This is a genomic window from Bacillus sp. FSL H8-0547 (assembly GCA_038002745.1).
Lineage (GTDB): Bacteria > Bacillota > Bacilli > Bacillales > Bacillaceae > Bacillus_P.
The window spans coordinates 3,095,857-3,118,676 of sequence record JBBODD010000001.1 but is presented as its reverse complement, the minus strand read 5'-3'; the positions used below and the strand labels follow the sequence as shown (position 1 = coordinate 3,118,676).

Below are 22,820 nucleotides of genomic sequence, written 5' to 3'. Positions count from 1 at the left end.
TTGTACCCGTTCCCTTTCGCTCCAGTCACTTGCTTTCCGCGGGGAGTGCCTGGAGCCTCCTCGCTTCGCTTGCGGGGTCTCCAGTGCCCTCTTCATCCCGCAGGAGTCAAGTGCCTTCCGCTGCAGTCCACTGGAGTGAGAAATAGCGCCAAATATGTTAGTCTGGTGCTCAAATAACTTAATAAAGCTTTACTATGTAAAAGCATTTCATAAAGAAAAAAACCCGAACTGATTCCCAGTTCGGATTTTTCTTTTGCTGTTTATGAAATCTGGCGGACCGCTTCAGCTGTGGTGTCTTCGTCCATGACACGGACGAATTGTCCTTCTGAGTACGGATAGCCTGCTTTTGTGATTTTTACTTTTACTATTTTGCCAACCATTTCTTCAGAAGCCGGGAATACGACTTTCAGATAATTGTCAGTATATCCTACATAAAGGCCGCTCTCAGGAGATTCTTTGTACTCTTCTTCAGGAATAACCTCAAGAACCTCTCCTTCGTAATCTGAAGCATATTCTTTTGCAAGCTGGTCAGACAGCGCAATAAGCTGATGAACGCGTTCGTTTTTAATCTCCTCGTCCACCTGATCTTCCATTCTTGCAGCAGGTGTTCCGGTACGTTTCGAGTACGGGAATACGTGAAGCTCGGAAAATTTGTGCTCTTTAATAAAGTTGTAGGTTTCCTTGAATTCTTCTTCTGTTTCGCCAGGGAAACCAACAATGACGTCAGATGTAACCGCAAGGCCCGGCAGCGCTTGTTTCAGGCGAGTCAGACGCTCTGCGAAAAATTCCATTGTGTACTTTCGTCTCATTCTTTTCAGCACTGTGTTCGAAGCGGATTGAATAGGAATGTGCAAATGACGGACAATTTTGTCCGACTGATCCAGTACTTCAATCACTTCGTCCGTAATTTGGCTTGCTTCAATAGATGAAATACGGATGCGTTTCAGTCCTTTAACCCGTGCGTCAAGATCGCGTAGAAGCATCGCGAAGTTGTAATCTTTCATATCTTCGCCGTATCCGCCTGTGTGAATGCCGGTCAGAACAATTTCTTTGTATCCTGCATCAACAAGCTGCTGAGCCTGATTGATGACTTCCTCCGGGTCACGTGAACGCATAAGTCCGCGTGCCCATGGAATAATGCAGAATGTGCAGAAGTTATTGCAGCCTTCCTGGATCTTAAGGGAAGCACGCGTGCGGTCTGTGAAGGCCGGAACGTCCAGTTCTTCATAGACGCGCGCCTTCATGATGTTGCTGACACCGTTGATTGGCTGTCTTTCTTTTTTGAACTGCTCGATATAATCAAGCATTTTAATGCGGTCGGATGTTCCAACTACAATATCGACTCCCGGAATTGCCATAATTTCAGCAGGAGAAGTTTGTGCATAACAGCCGGTTACACAGATGACGCCGTCCGGATTTTTTCTGATGGCGCGGCGGATGACCTGCCGGCTTTTTTTATCGCCCGTATTTGTAACGGTGCATGTATTAATAACATATACGTCTGCTTTGCTTTCAAAATCAGACCGCTCATAGCCTGATTCTTTGAACAGCTGCCAGATCGCTTCTGTTTCGTAATGATTTACTTTACAGCCAAGTGTATGAAAAGCTACTGTTGGCATGGGATTCACCTCGATAATTCAAAATGATAGGAAACAGCAGACAAAAGGTATAGAGGAGCCGTTTCCGTCCTTAAAATTCTTGGCCCAAGTCCGCAAAGGTTAAATCCTGCGGCTGCCAGCTGCTCTGTTTCTTCTTTCGTCAGGCCGCCTTCAGGTCCGAACACAGCAAGAACCGACTGGCCCGGACTGCAAGACTGCAGCACCTTCGCAAGGTTCGACATCTCGCCTGTTTTGGCTGATTCCTCGTAAGCGGCAATTTTATAATCATAAGACTCTGAAAGTCTTAAAAGTTCTTTAAAACTTTGAGGCTCAGAAACATCGGGAATCACATTTCTGTACGATTGCTCTGAAGCTTCTTTCACGATTTTTCTCCAGCGGTCCGCTTTCTTGCCTGCTTTTTTTGCATCAAGTTTAACAACGGAACGGGCAGCATTAAAAGGGATAAACGAAGAAGCACCAAGCTCAGTGCCTTTTTGAAAAATCCACTCGAGCTTATCCCCTTTAGGCAGCCCGCTCGCAATCGTGACCTTCACAGGCAGTTCATTGTCCGCATCCTGCCATTCCCGAACAGAACATACAACCGCATCCTCGTGGAGCTCTGCGATTTCACACAGCGCAGAAAACCCGTCTGCTGTACAGCATACAATTTCATTGCCTGGCTTCATACGCATAACACGGGAGATGTGATGAACATCGTCTCCCGTGATTGTTATTCTGGATGAACTGTTTTCTTTTTTTTCCTCAATAAAATAACGCTGCACAGATGAGCACCTCTTATTTTTTTCTGGCGATAAAGGCCACCCAGTCTTCCATGACCACTGTTTCCTCAATCTCAAACCCGGCTTCAATCAGACCGTTCCTGACTTCTGCCTTTTTATTGAGAATAATGCCTGAAGTAATGAATAAACCGCCCTGCTTCAGGATATGATTGGCGTCATCTGCAAATCGCAGAATGACTTCAGCCAAAATATTCGCAACAACTACATCAACCGGTCCTTCGACACCGTTTAGAAGGTTGTTCTGTGTAACCGTGACTGTCTGATGCACTTTGTTGAGTTTCGTATTAAGCCGCGCCGCATCAACTGCAACCGGATCAAGATCCATTGCCTGTACATGTTTTGCCCCAAGCATTGCTGATGCAATGCTTAGAACGCCTGAACCGGTACCTACATCGACAACCGTGTCATTTTCTTTTACAGAGCGTTCAAGCGCCTGAATGCATAAAACGGTCGTCGGATGCGTTCCTGTACCGAAGGCCATTCCGGGATCAAGCTCGATAATGAGTTCATCCGAATGGACAGGAGTATAGGTTTCCCATGTTGGAACAATCGTGAACCGCTCTGAAATTTTCACAGGGTGGTAGTACTTCTTCCATGCTGTAGCCCATTCTTCCTCATTCACTTCACTGATTGATATATCATTCTTCCCTAAATCAATGTCATGAATAAGCAGATTGTTCACAGCTTCTTTAATTTCTTCCACCGTTTCCCCGAGAAAACTGTTTACTGGAAGATATGCTTTAATAATAACACCTTCATCAGGATAATCATCAGAATTGAGGTGGTAGATTTCTCCATACACACTTTCGCGCTCTTTTAACAGATCCATCTGATCTTCAATTACGACTCCGCTAGCTCCCGCCTCATGCAGGATATTGGAAATCGGCTCAACCGCTTCCTGTGTTGTATGAATACTTAACTCAGACCATTTCATTCTACCAGCTCCACTTCTGTTTATTCACCCTTGAAAGCACGTTTCACTTTATCAAAAAAACTTTCTTCATGCTCATCCGGTCTGCCGCCGCTCATTTCAGCAAATTCGCGCAGCAGTTCTTTTTGTTTTTCATTAATATTAGTAGGTGTAAGCACCCGGATAACAATGTGCTGATCGCCCTGGCCATAGCCTCTCACATTCGCGACACCTTTTCCCTTCATGCGGAATTTGGTGCCGGTTTGTGTACCGGCAGGCACTTTCAGCTTCACTTTGCCGTGCAGAGTCGGAACTTCAATTTCATCTCCAAGAGCAGCCTGTGCAAATGTCAGAGGCATTTCGCAGTAGATGTCATCACCGTTTCGTTCAAAGAATTCATGAGGCCTTACATTAAAGACAACATACAGGTCTCCTGAAGGACCGCCGTTTACGCCTGGCTCACCCTGTCCGGATACTCTCAGCTGCTGGCCGTCATCAACACCGGCAGGAATCTTAACCGAGATTTTCTTGCGCTTCTGCACTTTTCCGGCTCCGCCGCATGTTGAACATTTGTGCTTGATTTGTTTGCCTGTCCCGCTGCAGTAATGACATACTCTGCGGTTGACAATTCTTCCAAATGGCGTGTTCTGTTCAACGTTCAGCTGGCCCGAACCGCTGCAGTGCGAACAGGTTTCAGGTTTTGTTCCGGGCTTGGCTCCGGATCCGTCACACGTATCACATGTTTCTTCACGAGGAATTTCAATCGTTGTTTCTTTGCCGAATACAGCTTCTTCAAAAGCAATCGTCATTGTATACTGCAGGTCTGCACCCTGTCTCGGCGCGTTAGGGTCGCGTCTTCTGCCGCCTCCGAAAATAGAGCTGAAGATATCGTCAAAACCGCCGAATCCCCCACCAAAGTCAGAACCGCCAAAGCCCTGATTTGGATCAGCATGGCCGAATTGATCGTATTGAGCCCGTTTTTGGTCGTCAGAAAGGACTTCGTATGCTTCTGTAATTTCTTTGAATTTATCTGAAGCGTCTGCTTCTTTATTAATATCAGGATGATATTTTTTGGACAGCTTGCGGTACGCTTTTTTCATTTCATCCTTAGACGCGCTCTTACTTACTCCAAGCACTTCATAGTAATCACGCTTGCTCATAATTGCTCACTCCCGAATTCTCACATAAAGTAAATTGTATCACTCGATTTGGCATGATTGCAAGATAATGTTTGTGGGGGTCATTCTGTACCTATACATTATTCTTGGCAGCTGAAAGTGTCTTTGTATTTTGTCGGTTTCAGCATAAATTGCTCACTCTGCAATTGTACCCGCTCCCTTTCGCTCCAGTCACAAGATTACCGCGGGGAGCCCCGGGAGCCTCCTCGCTTCGCTTGCGGGGTCTCCCGTGTTCTCTTCATCCCGCAGGAGTCAAGTGCCTTCCGCTTCAGTCCGCTGGAGTTTTGGTGACATATGAAAAAAATCGCCATTTACAAATAGATCCATTATTAAAAACTATCCTGCTTTTGGCAAACCTCAAATCACATGATCTTTCTTCATCAAAAAAAGCCAAAGTCAAGACAAGCCTGACTTTGACTTTCGGGATGCCGACACTTATTTCTTGTCGTCATTTACTTCTTCGTATTCTGCATCAACGACATTGTCGTCCTGGTTAGAAGCGCCCTGTGCACCTTCAGCACCCTGCTGCTGTTTTGCAGCTTCTTCGTACAGTTTCATTGACAGCTGCTGAACGATTTCCTGAAGCTCATCTTTTTTCGCTTTGATTTCTTCAAGTTCGTTTTTCTCAATGGCTGCTTTTAAAGCGTCTTTTGCTTCATTTGCTTTAGCAACTTCCGCTTCGTCCACTTTGCCTTCAAGATCTTTCAGTGTCTTTTCTGTTGAGAAGACAAGCTGATCTGCTTCATTGCGAAGTTCTACTTCTTCTTTGCGCAATTTATCCGCTTCAGCATTTTCTTCTGCTTCTTTTACCATGCGTTCGATCTCATCATCGCTTAGGCCTGTAGACGACTTGATTGTGATCGCCTGCTCTTTATTTGTTCCAAGATCTTTTGCACGCACGTTTACGATACCGTTTTTGTCAATATCGAATGATACTTCGATTTGAGGCACTCCGCGAGGTGCCGGCGGAATGTCAGTAAGCTGGAAACGGCCAAGCGTTTTATTATCTGCTGACATTGGACGCTCACCTTGAAGAACGTGAATGTCAACAGCTGTCTGGCTGTCGGCAGCTGTTGAGAACACTTGGGATTTGCTTGTTGGAATCGTCGTGTTGCGCTCAATTAGTTTCGTGAACACGCCGCCCATTGTTTCAATTCCAAGTGAAAGCGGAGTTACGTCAAGAAGTACAACATCTTTAACGTCTCCAGTAATAACGCCGCCCTGGATCGCTGCTCCAAGTGCAACTACTTCATCAGGGTTAACGCCTTTTGACGGCTCCTGTCCAAGCTCTTTCTTGATTGCTTCCACAACGGCCGGAATACGCGTTGATCCGCCGACAAGGATTACTTTATCGATTTCTGATTTAGATAGACCTGCATCTTTTAGAGCCTGGCGAACCGGTCCCATAGTTCTTTCAACAAGGTTTGAAGAAAGCTCTTCAAATTTAGCTCTTGATAATGTTACTTCCAGGTGAAGCGGTCCAGCTTCTCCGGCTGTAATGAATGGAAGTGAGATTTGTGTTGATGAAACGCCTGACAGATCTTTTTTCGCTTTTTCAGCTGCATCTTTAAGGCGCTGAAGAGCCATTTTGTCTTTAGAAAGGTCGATGCCGTTTTCTTTTTTGAATTCAGCTGCAAGGTAGTCAATAATCACCTGGTCAAAGTCATCTCCGCCAAGACGGTTATCACCTGCAGTTGAGCGTACTTCGAATACGCCGTCGCCAAGTTCAAGAACAGAAACGTCAAATGTACCGCCGCCAAGGTCATATACAAGAATTGTCTGATCCTGATCTGTTTTATCCAAACCGTATGCAAGTGCAGCTGCAGTTGGTTCGTTGATAATGCGCTCTACTTCAAGACCAGCGATTTTACCTGCATCTTTAGTAGCCTGGCGCTCTGCATCATTGAAGTATGCAGGAACCGTGATAACGGCTTTCGTTACAGGCTCGCCAAGGTAGTCTTCTGCATAAGCTTTCAAATGCTGAAGGATGATTGCAGAGATTTGCTGAGGCGTATTTTCTTTGCCCTCAACCTCTACTTTGTAGTCTGTACCCATATGGCGTTTAATGGACATGATTGTGTTAGGGTTTGTGATAGACTGACGCTTTGCAACTTCCCCAACCTGACGCTCGCCGTTTTTGAATGCAACGACTGAAGGAGTCGTGCGGTTGCCTTCTGCGTTTGGAATAACCTTAGGTTCGCCGCCTTCTAATACAGCGACACATGAGTTTGTAGTACCTAAATCGATGCCGATAATTTTCCCCATCGTAGAAAACCTCCTGATATGTAGTTTATTGATTCACTTTCACCATTGCTGGTCTGATAATGCGGTCTTTTAGCTTATACCCTTTTTGGAACTCTTCAATAACCGTTCCCGCTTCAAAATTCTCATCTTCCACTTGCATGACAGCCTGGTGAAGATGCGGGTCAAACGGCTGGCCTTCTGCCTGAATGGCTTCAGCGCCTTCGTTTTGAAGTGCCTGGATCAGCTGGCGGTATACCATATCCATGCCTTGCAGCAGAGACTGTGTTTTTTCGTCATCTGTATCTATTTTTAACGCTCTTTCAAAATTATCAAGAGCTGGCAGAATGTCGGTAATGAGATTTTGAGAACGATACTTTTGAGCAGATTCCATATCAAGGCGGGCACGTCTTCTGAAGTTATCTAAATCCGCCTGAAGACGGTACATGCGGTTTTCTGTATCGCTGAGCTTTGCTTCAAGCTCTTCGATTTTCGCTTTCGCTTCAGATAACTCGTCAGAACCCTGCTCCTGAACAGCTTCCTCCTGGCCGGCCTGAGCTTCAGCTGCCTCTTCTTCCTGGCTGATCACTGTTTCTTCCTGCCCGGCTGCCTGATTTTCTTTTAAGCTTTCTTTTGCTTCGTTAGTCAATTTCTTTCACCTCCCTTAAAGGATAAACATCATGGAAAGGAGCGGAAAACGGTTTTTCCGCTCTCTTACAATATGGACAATTGTTTTACGAGTGATACAAATTTGTCAGCGCCTTCGACATGTCTTTTGTCACTCTCTGCAGCAGGCTGATAACCCGCGAATATTCCATTCTTGTCGGGCCAAGCACGGCAATGCGGCCGATCTGCCTGTTGTCAACGGAGTAGGTTGCGGTGATCAGGCTGCAGTTTTCCATTGCGATATTTTCATTCTCTTTTCCGATTTTAATCGTTATGCCTGAATCATTGGCATTTAAAATATTGTAAAGTTCCTGCTCCTGTTCAATCATCGTAAGCAGCGTTCTGACCCTTGAGATGTCATTGAATTCAGGCTGACTGAGCATGTTTGTCTTTCCGCCGAAATAGATCTTTTCATTGCTGTTCAGCGTAAACGTTCCGGTAAGCACCTTCATGACAGCGTCATAATTCTGGATATGATTTTTCAGGAGACTGACGATTTCTTTATAGATTTTGTCATGCAGCTCCACAATCGGCACATTAAAGAGCCGCTCATTTAAAATATTGACCATCTTCTCAATATCCTGGGGAGCTATGCTTTCGGGAAAGGAAATCGTTCTGTTCTCTACATGTCCGGTATTTGTCACGATAATGGCAACAGCCGTATCGTCATTTATCGGAACGATCTGAATGCGCTTGAGCCGGTTTTCGTTCACCTTTGGACCGAGAATAATCGATGTATAGTTCGTCAGATCCGATAAGATCTGCGCTGATTTCTGAACGACCTTTTCAAGTTCAAATATACGCTCTGCAAAAACGGATTTGATTGTGACAACATCCATATTTGATAGCTTCTGCGGTGCAAGAAGGTTATCGACATAGTAGCGGTATCCCTTTTCAGACGGAACCCTTCCCGAGGAACTGTGGGTTTTTTCAATAAACCCCATATCCTCAAGATCTGCCATCTCATTGCGGATGGTAGCCGAACTGAACGTGATCGAATCCTTCTTGGACAATGTCCGGGAGCCTACAGGCTGTGCAGACTGGATAAAATCATCCACAATGACCTGAAGGATTAAAAGCTGACGATCTGTTAGCATTATCATCACCTCTGTTAGCACTCTGTATGTGTGAGTGCTAAATCTATAATAAAAAGTATCAAATCACTCGTGAAATGTCAATTATTTAGACGAAATTCCCGTGTCAGGACAGGCAAAAAAACAAAGAGGAAGAAAAGGACTGATTACTGCCCGTCCTTTTCAGGAATGACCCCTAAAAACGCCTGGAACACTTCGTTTCCAAGAAGCTTGCCCTTGTGTGTGAGCGAGAGGAAGTCTCCGTTTTCTTCAATCAGCCCATTGCCAATCTGTTCCTTTATCTGCTGTCCAAAAACCTGCTCCATGCGCATGCCAAATTTTTCATAAAACCTGGCACGGCCCACTCCTGCGGATTTTCTCAGGCCAAGAAACATTTCTTCTTCCATTGCTTCCGCTTTAGACACGATGTGCTCACTCGTATACGGAAATCCTTCGTCTGCAACTAAAGCCATGTATTTTTTCAGAGGTCCGGCATTGGCACGGCGTACTCCTCCTCCATAGCTATGGGCGCCTGCACCGATTCCGAAATACTCTTCATTGTTCCAGTACGTCAGATTATGCATGCTTTCATAACCGGGCTTTGCAAAATTGCTGATTTCATACTGTGCGAAACCGTGCTTGTCCATTTCCTCCATTAACAGCTCATACATGGCTGCCTCTTCTTCCTGAGGAGGAAGAAGTAGTTTTCCTTTAGACATTAAATTATAGAAAACGGTTTTAGGCTCCACGATCAGCGAATAGGACGAATAGTGCTGAACATCAAGACTGAACGCCGTGTGAAGGGTTTCCTTAAAATCTTCAATCGTCTGCCCCGGCAATCCGTACATTAAATCAATGCTGATATTATCAAAGCCCGCTTTTTCTGCAAGTCCGATTGTTTTCATCACATCCAGAGACCTGTGGCTGCGGCCTATTTTTTCAAGCAGCCTGTCATTAAACGTCTGCACGCCAAAGCTCAGTCTATTTACTCCAAGCTCTTTCATGATTTTCAGTTTTTCTAAGGAGACTTCACCGGGATTTGCTTCTGCAGCATATTCATGAAGATTTCCAACCGGAAATTCTTCGGCAATGGACGTAAGCAGCTTTTCCATCTGGCGTTCATTCAGGGCTGTCGGTGTGCCGCCGCCTATAAAGATGGTTTTGAGGCCGTCTGCCGGCGTTTTCTTTACTGTGTTTTTCATTTCCTTGTGCATGCTGTCCAAATACTCATCTACAGGCTGATTTTTTAAAAAGACTTTATTAAAATCGCAGTAGTGACAGATTTGTTCGCAGAATGGAATATGAAAATATGCTGCCTGTACCATAGTTCTCACCTTCTAATAAAGAAGCCGCAGTACACGACTGCGGCAGTAGTTTTTTCTTACAATATCACAGTTTTCCGGTGACTCAAAATCATTTGATTAATTGTCATCCATTTTGAGGACTGCCATAAAGGCTTCCTGCGGAACTTCAACAGATCCGACTGTCTTCATCCGCTTTTTACCTTCTTTTTGCTTCTCAAGAAGCTTACGCTTACGTGAGATATCCCCTCCGTAGCACTTGGCAAGAACGTTTTTGCGCATCGCTTTAATCGTCGAACGCGCAACAACCTTCTGTCCGATCGCCGCCTGAATCGGCACTTCGAACTGCTGGCGGGGGATCAGTTCTTTCAGTTTTTCAACAATGATTTTCCCGCGGTCATAGGCTGAATCATTGTGCACAATGAACGACAGGGCATCAATTTTTTCGTTATTTAAGAGAATATCCATTTTCACAAGCTTGGATGCTTTGTATCCAATCAGCTCGTAATCGAAAGAGGCATATCCTTTCGTGTTGGATTTGAGCTGGTCAAAGAAGTCATAGACAATCTCTGAAAGCGGCAGTTCATAAATAATGCTGACACGGTTTTCATCAAGATACTGCATATCAATGAAATTGCCGCGCTTAATCTGGCAAAGCTCCATTACCGCTCCAACATAATCGTTAGGCACCATAACGGTTGCTTTTACATACGGTTCCTCAATCCGGTCAATCTTCTGCGGATCAGGCAGGTTTGACGGATTGTCAACACGGACGTCAGATCCGTCTGTCAGGAAAACATTATAGATAACACTCGGTGCAGTTGTGATCAGGTCAATTTTAAATTCGCGTTCAATCCGCTCCTGGATAATCTCCATATGAAGGAGGCCAAGGAATCCGCAGCGGAAGCCGAAACCAAGCGCCTGTGACGTTTCCGGCTCAAATTGCAGAGCAGAATCGTTCAGCTCAAGCTTTTCAAGAGCTTCGCGAAGGTCATTGTATTTTGCTGTATCAATCGGGTAAAGTCCGCAGTATACCATCGGATTCAGCTTACGGTAGCCCGGAAGCGCCTCAGTGGCACTGTTCTTTGCATCCGTAATGGTATCACCGACACGTGTGTCTCCCACGTTTTTGATCGCAGCTGTTAAAAATCCTACGTCTCCAACGTTTAACTCATCCATAAGGACAGGTTTTGGCGTAAATACGCCTACCTCTGTAACTTCAAATTCTTTGCCGGTCGCCATCATCTTAATTTTCTGACCGACTTTAACCGTTCCTTCAACGACACGGATATAGGCTACAACTCCGCGGTAAGCATCATAAAGCGAATCAAAGATCAGCGCTTTAAGAGGAGCTTCAGGGTCGCCTTTTGGAGCCGGAACCTTCTCCACAACCTGCTCCAAAATTTCTTCAATACCGATGCCAGCTTTAGCTGAAGCAAGAACAGCCTCTGAGGCGTCAAGCCCGATCACATCTTCAATCTCCTGACGCACCCGCTCTGGGTCCGCACTCGGAAGATCGATCTTATTAATGATCGGCAAAATCTCAAGATCATTGTCAAGCGCCAGATAAACGTTTGCAAGCGTCTGAGCTTCAATACCCTGGGCTGCATCTACAACAAGAACCGCACCTTCGCACGCAGCAAGGCTTCGGGATACCTCGTATGTAAAGTCAACATGTCCCGGGGTATCGATTAAATGGAAGATGTACTCTTCCCCGTCTTTTGCTTTATATCGCAGCTGAACAGCATTCAATTTGATCGTAATGCCGCGTTCCCGCTCAAGGTCCATTGAGTCAAGAAGCTGATTTTTCATTTCTCTCTGAGTCAAAGCAGACGTCTTCTCAAGAATCCGGTCGGCTAGCGTTGACTTCCCGTGGTCAATATGAGCAATGATTGAGAAGTTGCGGATCTTGGACTGCCTCTTTAATTTATCGTCTTTATTCATCATAATCGTTCTATCACTCCTACTAAACTGGCCAATGCACTAACTTTGATTATAACAATAGGGGGGGGAACATTCAACACCGAAAAGCGGAATCGCCCGGGCAGCTCCGGGAGTCAGATAAGGAAACGGCGGTAAAGGCGCTTTTTGCCTTTGCCGACGGTTCCGTTCTGACAGAGGAGTTGGGCGATGGAGCTGGACAATGAGAAAAGCGGAGCCTTCCGGTTAGCTCCGAAAGACAGATAAGAATTCACCCGAAAAGGCCGGTATTGCCTTTTTCGGGGATTTTGTTCAGACAGAAGGTCTGGGCACCGGAGCTAGACATCACCGAAAAGCGGAATCGCCCGGGTAGCTCCGGGAGTCAGATAAGGAAACGGCGGTAAAGGCGCTTTTTGCCTTTGCCGACGGTTCCGTTCTGACAGAGGAGTTGGGCGATGGAGCTAGACATCACCGAAAAGCGGAATCGCCACAATGTATATCCGGATTATGCCCTAGAACTTACTTCCGCTTCTCTGAAGGGCACATTCTTACTTGGTTTTCGCCCTTCAGCAATCATCAAGCATCTCAAGGGCTCAATACACTTTTCACTTCTGCCCTTCATAATCCCCAAACAAAAAAAGGAAAGCAGCATCCCCGCTTCCCTCCATCATATGCAGTATCCCGCTTATTGAAACAGGCTTTCAACCAGGCTTGCCAAAAAGCTGATCAGGCCCGTAATGACAGCACTCGCAAACGAGGCAAATGTCTTTCCCAGCTGGGAAAAGAAGTTGAATGCTTCCATGTCTTCGAGCTTTTGCTGCTTTTCTTCAAGGTTGTGTGTGTTTCCGAGGACAGAAGCTTCGAGTTCGCCTGATGCATCATTTTTCACCTCAAAAGCGCTGCTTAAATCCGGGTCTTCATAGCCTTTCATTTTAACGAGGCCGTGGTTTGCCTGCTGCATGCCGAACAGGACTCCAAAAAGAAGAATCGAGCATAAGACAAAGCACTTCAGCATGAATTTTATCATCGTACGTCCCTCTAATCTGTTTGCTTATTTTTTCTCAGCGGCAGGCGCTGCATTTACTTTTTCAGCCTGCCAGTAATAATCGGCAAAAATGTCGGCCACTGCATCCGCTGTTCTGTTCAGTTCTTCAAGGTTATTATCGATTCCGCCAAATTCGATGAGCATGGCATTTTGCGAAAGATCCTGGTTATAGAGGCTGTTTGACCCCTGAGATTTTTTCACAAGTACACCTCGGCTGAGTCCCGGATACTTGCTTTCGATCGACTTATGAAGCTCTGATGCTAGCTGTGCATTTTTATCATGAAAGGGGTTTTTCCCTCCGATAATAAATGCTACTCGTGCATATTTTTTGCCGCCGATGGTCGCAGTTGTAATATTGTAAGGCTGTGAATCCCGGTGAATATCAATGACATACTCAATTTCTTTGTTTGATGCCATTGCTGTTTCGACTGTCGGTCTTGACATTGAGTATGCTTTGGTGAAGGACCATCCCTTTTCATTCAGCTTTTTCATAAAATTCGTTTTATCAACATTTGTCCCAATTCCCTTGTCTTGAAGTGCTTTCCCAAGCCTGTCGCCTACAAGGGTTACATTAGCTTCTGAGTGATAGGCGCTGTTTGGGTTCTTCACATTTTTCAGCATGGGCAGATAGGATTCCGTTGTATGAGTGTGATAAATATAGACGACTTTCCGGTCACCTGTCGTTTCGACCGGAGGGGTTTTCGCCTGGTCAGGCTCGTCGCCTGCTCCCTCCAAGTCAGCTATGGAAGCCTCCCTCTCTTCAAGCAGCACTTCTGTTGGAGGCGGAGATTCAATTGGCATGGTCGTATAGTCGGTTCCTTCGCCTGCTACTAAAATTTCACTGTCAAAAAGAGTGAAACCGGGCAGCTCTCTTCCTAGAAGACTGCGGGGATCATCCGGATTGATGCTTGTTGCTGCTTTAAAAAACAAGGAGGACACGCTCGGAAGCTTCGTTTCTTTAGGAAGATCCTTTATAAAATAACGGTTTTCAAAACCAAGAAGGTGAATGAATGCCTGTCCGTTAATATTGCTTGTCAGTTCGTTAATTGATTTTGAGGTAATCCTGTATTCAGGCTTGAGCGAGGTCAGTGCGCCTGAGAGCAAAAACACGAGCATAAACAAAGTAAAGCCTAGTACGAATCCTTTTTTCAAGCTTGTCCCGTTTAAAGTGACAACAATACCGCGAGTTTGACGAAAGTGCTTCATCTTTCTTTTTCCTCCTTAAAGCCTGCCTGCTGAATTATATGCAGCAGAAGGAGAAAATAGACTGCTTTTTAATGGGTGTACGATCGTGCATTTCCTCTGTCAACCTGCTGATGAAGCGCTTCGTTCAGACCATTGGCAACAACCGTCGCCATATCTTCTATAAATGTGTCTACTTCTTTTGGTGTTACCATCAGGTTATGTCCAAGCGGCGACAGAACCTCATGGATCAGCCTTCTTTTTTCTTCATCTTCAAGCGTGCCGATGACACCGAGAAATTGTTGTCTGTGTTCATCAGACGGCATATCCTCATCTGTAAGAACTTTCTTTTTTCCAAACGACATTCCTGCGGGAGTCAGTGCTTTGGAAGGTTTATCCCCTTCTCTTATCTCCCTGCCGAAATGCTTCAAAATAAAATCGATGGTATCGCTTGTAATCGAAACGGCATCCACAACCGTTGGAATTCCGAGTGCTATAACCGGTATGCCAAGCGTATCCATGCTGAGTTCTTTCCGCTTGTTGCCCACACCTGAACCAGGATGGATGCCTGTATCTGAAATTTGAATCGTCGTGTTCACACGTTCAATGGAACGTGCAGCAAGTGCATCGATGGCAATGACAAAATCAGGCTTGCTTTTCTCGATGATGCCAGTAATGATATCACTCGTTTCAATGCCTGTAATCCCCATGACTCCGGGGGATATGGCGCTGACCGGCCTGAACCCTTCCTGAACATTTTCAGGCTGCAGTTTAAACAGATGACGGGTCACCAGGAGATTTTCCACCACCTGCGGTCCAAGGGAATCAGGCGTCACATTCCAGTTTCCGAGTCCGACAACAAGACAGCTTGCGTCTTTGGATATGTTCAGGCCCTCCATAAACTGGCTGAACTCTTTTGCAAAGACATCGACAACCTGATCCTGGAGAGCTGTATCTTTCTGGCGAATTCCCTGAACTTCAAGCGTCAGATAATTGCCTGGTTTTTTGCCGGTCAGCTCTGCTCCCTGTTCTGTTATTTGGAGAGATGTGATTTTAATCCCGTTCTCATCCCTCTCTTTAACTATGACACCTTCTATTTCAGGAGATTTCTCCTTTTGTTCAGGAGTTCTTGATTCTTGGGCCATTCCCTTTGCTTCGATGGCTAAATCTGTCCGGACTGAGTACTTGCTTAAATCCAATGATTCTTTCACGTGTTTTCCTCCTGGCAAAATAGATTTATTCCTTATTTTTACCGGTTTTGGAACGTTTCATTCCAGGAGGAAAACGGCTGCGAGATTTTCCTTTACAATTTTATTGCATTCTATATTCCCGTTTGATAAAATATCACTTGTTCTTATTGTTGATGAAAATATCGAGTATAATAGATCTCGAATGCTTTTTAGGAGGTGAAACGAATGCCAAACATCAAATCTGCGATCAAACGCACAAAAACGAACGCTGAGCGCAATGCACACAACGCTACAATCAAATCTGCAATGCGTACTGCTATCAAAAGAGTAGAAGCTCTTATTGTTAACAACGATGCTGACAATGCTAAAGCTGCACTATCTGTAGCTGCTAAAAGAATTGACAAAGCTGCTCAAAGTGGACTAATCCACAAAAACGCTGCTGCTCGTTACAAATCTCGTTTAACGAAATCTGTAAACGGTCTTTCAGCATAATGTAAAAAATCCTCTTCACGGGAAGAGGATTTTTTTTATGCATTTTTACTGTTGAAAAGCTTCAGAAGGAATAACTCAATGGTCAGTTTCTTATCCATCTTTCCCGTTTTCATGACATAATCAGCTTCTGCCAGCTCATTCATGATGGCTGCAAGCTCGTTGCTTTGAAACAGCTGTGCCTGCGCCAGAGCAAGCTTGACTCTGAAAGGATGCACTTTGAGGTTCCCTGCTATCTGCTGCTGTCCATAGCCTTGTGCTGCAAGCTCTTTCGCCTGCAGCAGGAGCCTGAACTGATTGATTAGAAGGGACAGAATTTTAATCGGTTCTTCGTTTGCTTTCAGCAGGTCATAAAAGATCTGCATCGCTTTCGCCCGGTCTTTGCGGACAACTTTTTCAATTAGTTCAAAAATATTCTGCTCAAGTGTTCTCGCCACTAAAGAGGATACCGTGTCCGCTGTAATGGTTCCGCCTTCACCTGTATATGTACTCAATTTTGAAAGCTCCTGCGAAATGGCCATAAGATTTCCTGCAGTCAGCATATAAAGCATGTCCCGGGCCTCGTTTTGAAGAGTGATCCCATGCGTATCCGCCAGTTCATTCATCCATTTTTTCGTTTCACCTTCTGAAAATCCGTTCATTTCCACCGTTTCGGCTGTTTTTTTCAGGAGTTTTGTGATTTTTTTCCGTTCGTCAAGCTTTTCATACGGAGCTGCAATCACAAGAATGGTATAAGGTGCTGGGGAGTTTATGTACTCCTCAAGTTTTTCAATGCGGTGCTCAAGCTTTTCCTTCTTTTTCTCGCTTGTTAAAAACGCCGGGTTTTTTAAAATAACCACTCTCCGCTCACCGAGAAAGGGAAGCGTTTCAGCATCTTCTATTGCAGCTTCAAGCAGCGTTTCCGACAAATCGTACTGCGCAAGATTAAAATCCATTTCGGACGGTTCCAGTGCAGCATCTATGATCAGCTGAAGGGTTTCCTGAAGAAGATAGGATTCCTTGCCCAGCAGCAGATATACAGGCTTCAGCTTTTTATTTTTCAGGTCTTTCCAGACATTTACTACCATGTAATCACCCAGTTTCCATCATGCTTCTCTCATCGTATAGGTCCTTTGCTATTTTTTCAAGAGGAAAAGCCAAATGGAACAGGGAACCTGATGACAAGTCCCCTGATTTATATAAACGCCGCCGCACATGACCCGGGTTCCACATACTGGCTGGCGATCGATCTGATTTCTTATAGTCTCCTCTTGTCCCCATCTTTCTATAGGTGTAAAGTGTTGACAAATGGGCGATTGGAAAATGATAGATTTTTTGGCGGATTTGACTTATACTATAAGGCATAATAGGAGGGGTAAATTGTGAATGAATTTGAAAAGAATGTTCAAAGTAAACGCAACGACGCTGTAGACTCTGGAGTGGGATTTGTTGTATCATTCGGTTTTTTCGCCACGATCTTCATCATGGCAACTGTTATTAAGTTAATCGGTTCATGACAACCCTTACATAGAGGCTGCCGGGCAGTCTCTTTTTCATTTTTCCTTTCCTGATACGCTATCGTATGGAGGGTGGATAGAAAATGTTCCATTGTCCCCCTTAAATTTATAAGCAATTGACCCATCCCGGTCCGTCCGGTATGTTTTGGCCCCATTTTGCTCAAGGAGTTTCAGCACTTCCGGATGGGGATGATTGTATCTGTTTTTCCTTCCGGCCGAAATCACGGCTATCTTGGGCTGCAGCTGCTGAAGAAAGGGATTAGAAGTGGAACCTTTGCTTCCATGATGGCCAATTTTCAGAACATCCGCCCGTAATCCCCTGTAGGCTTCAAGGATCCGCTTCTCCCCCTCATGTTCAAGATCACCGGTAAAGATCCACTTCAGACCTCCTATTTCCGCGTACAAAACAAGTGAATCATCGTTTTCACTGTCTGTAAGCTCTGCAGGTGATAATGCTTTCCACTTGAAATATTTGTCATCCATAACATCTCCGCTTTTAAGAGCGGTTATTTTTATCCCTCTTGCCAAAGCCTCATCTACAATTTCTTTTTCAAAATCCCCTCTGATAAATCCTTTTGGAACGACGATTTCCCTTACCTCCACTTCATCTAAAAGTTTCAGTGCTTCCCCTGCATGGTCCGCATCCCCATGAGTCAAAATCAGCTTATCGAGCGTGTTCTTACCTTTAGATTTTAAAAATGGCAGCAGCGTATCCTCGGCTATGGAGTAGGATGACCGTTTTTCCTGCCAGGCTTCCCTGCTGAACGAGAGGATGCCTCCGGTATCAATCAGATATGTTCCCTGATTATAAGGCGCAGACAAGAATATGGAATCACCCTGCCCGACATCCAGAATGACAACCTCTCCTTCTGCCTGAAAGTGTGCAGATTGATGCTGAAGGAAGAGAAGCAGAAAAATGGCTGCTGCCGGCCCTTTCAGCCGGCTGAAAAGGAAATTCCGTTCATATGCTGCAGCAGCAAAGCAAAAGCACATCGTGTAAAGGGAAAGCATCAGCCATGATGGCTTCCCGAATAAAAGCATAAAAGAATATTTGCTGCCTGCAAGCAGCACCGCATCATTGCTGATGGAAATGACGGCATCTGTCACTCCAATCAGCACTGCCCCTGCAGAAGGAACAGCCGCTTTTAAGAGAAAAGAGCCAATACAAAGTGGAAGGACGACCGCTGAATAAAATGGCACAAACAGCAAATTCACCAGTACACTTACCGCTGACATCTGATAGAAGCTGTGCAGAATGATCGGGAGAGAGGAAGCCTGTGCAATCACTGATACAGCTGTGAGCTGCTGCAGACGGCTTGAAAATGAGGATAAAATTTTAACGGATAAAAGAAGGGCCAGACTGACTGCAAAGGACAGCTGAAAACCGATGTTAAATAAATAATAGGGATCTGCGGCAAGCATCACGATAAATGCAATGGAAATCGCATCAGCAGCCGTGAGCTTTACTTTCAGCTGTTTAACCGCAAGATAAATCATACTCATGCCGGCAGCCCTCAGGACAGACGGAGCCCCGCCTGCAAGCAGGCTGTATACGGGAAGCAGCAGCAGAAGAATACGGGCAGTCCATTCATGTGTCACACCTGAGCGTATGAGAATGAAGTAAAAGCAGGAAACAAGAATGCTGACATGCAGTCCTGAAATCGCCAGCAAATGGATGATGCCCAAATCCCGGTACGCCTCGTTGATCTCCTCTGGAATAAGCTCTCTGTATCCAAAAAGCAGCGCCGCAGCAATGCCTCTTGATTGGGGAGAAAATTCCGAGGCAGCAAACTTAATCCCTTTTTCTCTGTACTCAGCCAGCTTTTCAAAAAAAGATGATGCCCCGCCGCTGCAGTCTTTGATCGAATCCGGGGTCATAATCCAGTGAATTCTGCTATACCTCAAATAATCATGATAGTCAAACGCATTAGGCACAGTCGCTTCTAATGGATGCGTGAGATTGCCATTAAATGTACAGGAGGTGCCTGCTTCAATCTGTTTGGCCAGGTTCATAAGTTCCCGTTCAGACTGAACGTAATAGACGGCAGACAGCTTCTCCCCATGCGCAAGAATCACGCCTTTCATCTGATTTCCGTCAAACTCAGGCGGTTCTAAAAAGGCTGCGCGGAGAACGGTTCTGCCTTCTGTAAATTGTGAAACATTTCGATTGTCGGTTTGGGTGTAGTAAATGGTAAAGAACATAAACGTGAGAAGTGTAAGAATGAAAAGGGTCTTTTGTTTACGGAGTAGAAGATAGGAAAAGAAGAAGAACAACAATATGAGCATATGGGGATGATCAGGAGATTTTGCAGCAGCAACACCTAAACCGGATGCTGCCGCAAAATAGATAAGCCTTCCCTGATAGCTTATTTTAGAGATCTGCAAGATATTCACCTTTTAAACAGCTTGTCTGCTTTTTTTATGAGCATGTCGCGGGCATCCGCATCATCAGCACTTACACGTTGAAGAAGTTCTTCTACGAACTCCCTTTGCTCCGCTTCAAGGGAATCCGTCTCGCCTACCACTTGCTCTACTGCAACTCCCGCCTGTTCAAATAATTCGATAGCATAAGGGTGATTCCTATAGCTTTTTGCATAATAAACTTTCTTTATACCGCTTTGAATAAGAGCTTTGCAGCACTGCAGGCAGGGAAAGTGGGTCACATATATTTCTGCTCCCGCCGCCGGAACGCCGAATTTTGCACATTGAAGCAGCGCATTCATTTCCGCGTGGATGGTTCTTACACAATGGTTGTCAATGACGTAGCAGCCTTCATCTATGCAGTGCACCCCTCCCGCAATGGAGCCGTTGTACCCGCCTGCTATAATCCTCTTGTCTCTTACAATGGTCGCTCCTACTGCAAGCCTCGTGCACGTGCTTCTTAATGCGAGCAAGTGGCTCTGGGCCATAAAATACTGATTCCAGGAAATTCTGTTCATATTATCCCCCATTTGTAAAAGTGCATGATCTTCTTCTAGTGTACTGATACTTCTAAAACGCAGTCAATTCATTTTACTGAAATACTGTCTTTCACTTTTTCAAACGATTTTTCTCCGATTCCTGAAACATTCATAAGATCTTCAACGGCTTTAAAACCGCCTGCTTCCTCCCTGTAGGCAATAATGGCCTCTGCTTTTGCCGGGCCTATCCCTGTAAGGGTCTGCAGTTCCTCAGATGACGCCTTATTCAGGTTCACCACTTTCTCTCCTCCCCCGCCCGAAGCATTTGCCCCTGCAGGCTGCTGAGTGAGCTCATTCGGGATTTCTCCAATCTTCGGAACCTGAACCACCATACCGTCTTCAAGCAGTGCGGCAAGGTTAATCTGTGCAGCATCCGCCTGTTCAGTAAGTCCCCCGGCAGCATCGATGACATGATGGTATCTTTCTCCAGGCTTCATTTCATAAACGCCAGGCGCTTTCACCTCACCCTTCACGTCCACAATGATTTCCTCCGGCTGACTTTCCGCACTTTGATCGGGTGTGGTTTCGGGAGGTTCGAGTTCCATTGATAAAGCCTCTTCATCAAGCAATTTTGTCTTCTCGCCCCCTGAATCTTGCTCCTGAGATTGATAAACATACAGAAAAGCAGCTGCAGCGGCAATCAGAACAGCGATTTTATATTTTTTAAGTAATTTCATTTTAAGCTCCTTAGTTGTATTCATAAATGGGAAACAGATTTCATAAAGTGTAGGAGTAAGTATGATAAAAGGAGGGGATGACACATTGAACGCAGGTTTTATTGGAACAGGCAATATGGGGAAGATTCTGATTGAAGCGTTTATTGAATCTCATGCACTTAAGCCCTCAGACATTCATATTACAAACCGCACCTTTGAAAAAGCGGCAAACCTGAGAAAAGAGCATCCTAAACTGAACCTGTACTTAACGCCCGAAGAAATTGCTCGGCAAGCTGAGCTTATTTTTATATGCGTCAAGCCGCTTGATATTCACCCCCTGTTGCTGAAATTGTCACCCTATCTCCGGCATGATCAATGCATTATTTCCATAACGAGCCCAATCAGTGTGGAGCAGCTGCAGTCGGTTGTCAGCTGTCAGGTCGCCCGTGTTATACCGAGTATTACAAACCGGGCACTGTCAGGAGTGTCACTGCTGACGTTCGGAAGATGCAGCGGGGATATGCGAAAGAAAATTGAAGAACTCTTCCAGACCATCTCTCATCCATTTACAATTGACGATCAGATTACACGTGTCTCCTCAGATATTGTAAGCTGCGGGCCGGCATTCTTCAGTTATCTGCTTCAGCGGTTTATTGATGCAGCTGTCAGGGAAACAGACATCACAAAAAATCAGGCGGTACAGCTTACAAGTGAAATGGTCGTCGGTCTTGGGAAATTGCTTGAAAGCGAGAGGTATACACTGCCAACCCTTCAGGAGAAGGTGTGTGTAAAAGGCGGTGTTACGGGAGAGGGGATCAGTGTGATGGAATCTGAACTGGGCGATGTCTTTGAACACCTGTTTCAGAGGACCCATAAAAAATTCGATCAGGATCTGAGAGAAGTGGGAGAACAGTTCGGGAGATATGAGTGACTATACTAATCATTCTTCAAGCAGCCTTCTATTCCTTCTTCATACGAAAAAAAACCATCAAAAAAATGATGGTTTTTTAGCGGTTAGATAAGGCTTAACCCAGTGACCCGTTCTTCCGAGCGGTAAAAAAGATTCTCTCGGATTTTTCGTCAGGCTGATCCTGTGAAAAATCCACACTTATCTCAAGCAGTTCCAGCCCCGCAGCCGCAATCATATCTTTGTAGCAGTCAATGGAGTAGGTTCTTTGAATATGGAATTCATCGAAGCGCTCATAAAGAGAATCCCGCTTTACAAAAAAGGATAAATCGTGCTCGATGCTGCCGGGCTCATCGCCCAGGAAACTGTTCCAAATAAAGCTTACATCCTCATCATTTCCTGCAAAAGTAGCGCCATTAAAAATTTCATGAATTTTATATAATGAGTGCACATCAAAAATAAGCAGACCGCCATCAGCCAGCTGGTCAAAGGATGCTTTAAGAGTATTTTGGACATCTTCTTTTGACTGCAGATAATTCAGGGAATCACAGCAGATAAAGACACCGTCAAATGATTGATTCAGATCGCTTTTCTCACGCATGTCATGCTGAAGATACTGGATGCTGAGACCCAGTTCTGCTGTCTTCTGATAAGCGACTGAAAGCATCTCTTCACTGATGTCCATGCCGGTAACGCCGTATCCTTTTTGCTTGAGCCTGATGGATATCTCCCCGGTGCCGCAGCCTAAATCAAGAATGCGGCTGCCTCCGTTTCCATATCGCGTCATTCTTTCATGAAGAAAATCCGTCCACTGTCCGTACGGGACGTCTTTCATCAATTCATCGTAAATTTCAGCGAATCCTTTATAGATCATGGAGCGAGAACATTCTCCAGATTCTCATGCGGAGCATCTCCCCAGAGCTTTTCAAGCTTATAGTAACCCCGCTCTTCTTTATGGAAAACATGAGCTACAACATCTCCCATATCAATCAGTACCCAGCGTGCTTCATCGAAGCCTTCCAGACGTTTCACGTTAATCCCTTTTTCGCCTGCCTGATCTTTCATCTCTCTTGCGATGGCCTGAACCTGTTTATCTGAATTCCCGTGACAAATCAGAAAGTAATCCGCAATTAATGAGATTCCTTCCATTTTAAGGGCAACAATGTCTTCCCCTCTTTTATCATCTGCTGCTTTTGCCATGATTTCCA

General features: G+C 45.2%; 22 protein-coding genes. 4 read left to right on the top strand and 18 right to left on the bottom strand.

Features of this window, described 5'->3' with window-relative positions:
• Positions 1-260 precede the first annotated feature (260 nt).
• From mtaB to lepA, 9 genes are all read right to left on the bottom strand, one after another.
• Positions 261-1,619, bottom strand: coding sequence for a tRNA (N(6)-L-threonylcarbamoyladenosine(37)-C(2))-methylthiotransferase MtaB (gene mtaB, locus MHB63_15355; GenBank protein MEK3807897.1), 1,359 nt, complete (start codon positions 1,617-1,619; stop codon positions 261-263).
• 5 nt (positions 1,620-1,624) lie between these two features.
• The gene (locus MHB63_15350) at positions 1,625-2,380 is read right to left on the bottom strand and encodes a 16S rRNA (uracil(1498)-N(3))-methyltransferase (protein ID MEK3807896.1); all 756 of its coding nucleotides are present in this window, start codon (positions 2,378-2,380) and stop codon (positions 1,625-1,627) included.
• A gap of 13 nt (positions 2,381-2,393) precedes the next feature.
• Entirely contained in the window at positions 2,394-3,332 is a 939-nt protein-coding gene (gene prmA, locus MHB63_15345; GenBank protein ID MEK3807895.1) for a 50S ribosomal protein L11 methyltransferase, read from the bottom strand.
• A gap of 20 nt (positions 3,333-3,352) precedes the next feature.
• The gene (dnaJ, locus tag MHB63_15340; protein ID MEK3807894.1) at positions 3,353-4,468 is read right to left on the bottom strand and encodes a molecular chaperone DnaJ; all 1,116 of its coding nucleotides are present in this window, start codon (positions 4,466-4,468) and stop codon (positions 3,353-3,355) included.
• Between the two features lie 453 nt (positions 4,469-4,921).
• Complete coding sequence (dnaK, locus tag MHB63_15335) at positions 4,922-6,751, bottom strand: molecular chaperone DnaK (GenBank protein ID MEK3807893.1); 1,830 nt, start codon at positions 6,749-6,751, stop codon at positions 4,922-4,924.
• A gap of 25 nt (positions 6,752-6,776) precedes the next feature.
• Complete coding sequence (gene grpE / locus MHB63_15330; protein MEK3807892.1) at positions 6,777-7,376, bottom strand: nucleotide exchange factor GrpE; 600 nt, start codon at positions 7,374-7,376, stop codon at positions 6,777-6,779.
• Between the two features lie 85 nt (positions 7,377-7,461).
• Complete coding sequence (gene hrcA / locus MHB63_15325; GenBank protein ID MEK3807891.1) at positions 7,462-8,490, bottom strand: heat-inducible transcriptional repressor HrcA; 1,029 nt, start codon at positions 8,488-8,490, stop codon at positions 7,462-7,464.
• 143 nt (positions 8,491-8,633) lie between these two features.
• Positions 8,634-9,791 (bottom strand): radical SAM family heme chaperone HemW, encoded by a 1,158-nt coding sequence (hemW, locus tag MHB63_15320; GenBank protein ID MEK3807890.1) that lies wholly within the window; start codon positions 9,789-9,791, stop codon positions 8,634-8,636.
• A gap of 96 nt (positions 9,792-9,887) precedes the next feature.
• Positions 9,888-11,714: a translation elongation factor 4 gene (lepA, locus tag MHB63_15315; protein ID MEK3807889.1), complete on the bottom strand. Its 1,827-nt coding sequence runs from the start codon at positions 11,712-11,714 to the stop codon at positions 9,888-9,890.
• A 428-nt stretch (positions 11,715-12,142) separates the two neighbouring features.
• On the opposite strand from lepA, the gene MHB63_15310 reads away from it, so the two are divergent.
• Complete coding sequence (locus MHB63_15310) at positions 12,143-12,379, top strand: hypothetical protein (GenBank protein ID MEK3807888.1); 237 nt, start codon at positions 12,143-12,145, stop codon at positions 12,377-12,379.
• Here the strand turns inward: MHB63_15310 and MHB63_15305 are convergent.
• From MHB63_15305 to gpr, 3 genes are all read right to left on the bottom strand, one after another.
• Positions 12,373-12,714 carry a YqxA family protein gene (locus MHB63_15305; protein ID MEK3807887.1) on the bottom strand — a complete coding sequence of 114 codons (342 nt, stop codon included), beginning with the start codon at positions 12,712-12,714 and terminating at the stop codon, positions 12,373-12,375. The two genes, MHB63_15310 and MHB63_15305, sit on opposite strands and share 7 nt — an antisense overlap.
• Positions 12,715-12,738: 24 nt before the next feature.
• Entirely contained in the window at positions 12,739-13,938 is a 1,200-nt protein-coding gene (locus tag MHB63_15300; protein ID MEK3807886.1) for a stage II sporulation protein P, read from the bottom strand.
• A 68-nt stretch (positions 13,939-14,006) separates the two neighbouring features.
• The gene (gpr, locus tag MHB63_15295) at positions 14,007-15,125 is read right to left on the bottom strand and encodes a GPR endopeptidase (protein MEK3807885.1); all 1,119 of its coding nucleotides are present in this window, start codon (positions 15,123-15,125) and stop codon (positions 14,007-14,009) included.
• Positions 15,126-15,329: 204 nt separating this feature from the next.
• Between gpr and rpsT the strand changes: the two genes are divergently transcribed.
• On the top strand, positions 15,330-15,596 hold the full coding sequence (gene rpsT / locus MHB63_15290; GenBank protein ID MEK3807884.1) for a 30S ribosomal protein S20: 267 nt from the start codon (positions 15,330-15,332) through the stop codon (positions 15,594-15,596).
• A gap of 35 nt (positions 15,597-15,631) precedes the next feature.
• Here the strand turns inward: rpsT and holA are convergent, their stop codons facing one another.
• Complete coding sequence (holA, locus tag MHB63_15285) at positions 15,632-16,660, bottom strand: DNA polymerase III subunit delta (protein ID MEK3807883.1); 1,029 nt, start codon at positions 16,658-16,660, stop codon at positions 15,632-15,634.
• 294 nt (positions 16,661-16,954) lie between these two features.
• Here holA and MHB63_15280 point away from each other — a divergent pair, with 294 nt between their 5' ends.
• Positions 16,955-17,089 (top strand): YqzM family protein, encoded by a 135-nt coding sequence (locus MHB63_15280; protein MEK3807882.1) that lies wholly within the window; start codon positions 16,955-16,957, stop codon positions 17,087-17,089.
• A gap of 36 nt (positions 17,090-17,125) precedes the next feature.
• Here MHB63_15280 and MHB63_15275 read toward each other — a convergent pair whose 3' ends face one another.
• The 3 genes from MHB63_15275 to MHB63_15265 form a co-directional block, all read right to left on the bottom strand.
• The gene (locus tag MHB63_15275; protein MEK3807881.1) at positions 17,126-19,474 is read right to left on the bottom strand and encodes a DNA internalization-related competence protein ComEC/Rec2; all 2,349 of its coding nucleotides are present in this window, start codon (positions 19,472-19,474) and stop codon (positions 17,126-17,128) included.
• 5 nt (positions 19,475-19,479) lie between these two features.
• Positions 19,480-20,028 (bottom strand): ComE operon protein 2, encoded by a 549-nt coding sequence (locus tag MHB63_15270; GenBank protein MEK3807880.1) that lies wholly within the window; start codon positions 20,026-20,028, stop codon positions 19,480-19,482.
• Positions 20,029-20,096: 68 nt separating this feature from the next.
• A complete protein-coding gene (locus tag MHB63_15265; GenBank protein MEK3807879.1) occupies positions 20,097-20,726 on the bottom strand; it encodes a helix-hairpin-helix domain-containing protein in 630 nt (209 codons plus the stop codon).
• Positions 20,727-20,811: 85 nt separating this feature from the next.
• On the opposite strand from MHB63_15265, the gene comER reads away from it, so the two are divergent.
• Positions 20,812-21,636: a late competence protein ComER gene (gene comER, locus MHB63_15260; GenBank protein MEK3807878.1), complete on the top strand. Its 825-nt coding sequence runs from the start codon at positions 20,812-20,814 to the stop codon at positions 21,634-21,636.
• A gap of 94 nt (positions 21,637-21,730) precedes the next feature.
• Here comER and MHB63_15255 read toward each other — a convergent pair whose 3' ends face one another.
• The gene (locus MHB63_15255) at positions 21,731-22,486 is read right to left on the bottom strand and encodes a class I SAM-dependent methyltransferase (GenBank protein MEK3807877.1); all 756 of its coding nucleotides are present in this window, start codon (positions 22,484-22,486) and stop codon (positions 21,731-21,733) included.
• Positions 22,483-22,812 carry a ribosome silencing factor gene (gene rsfS / locus MHB63_15250; GenBank protein ID MEK3807876.1) on the bottom strand — a complete coding sequence of 110 codons (330 nt, stop codon included), beginning with the start codon at positions 22,810-22,812 and terminating at the stop codon, positions 22,483-22,485. The genes MHB63_15255 and rsfS overlap by 4 nt, the downstream gene beginning before the upstream one ends.
• Positions 22,813-22,820 lie beyond the last annotated feature (8 nt).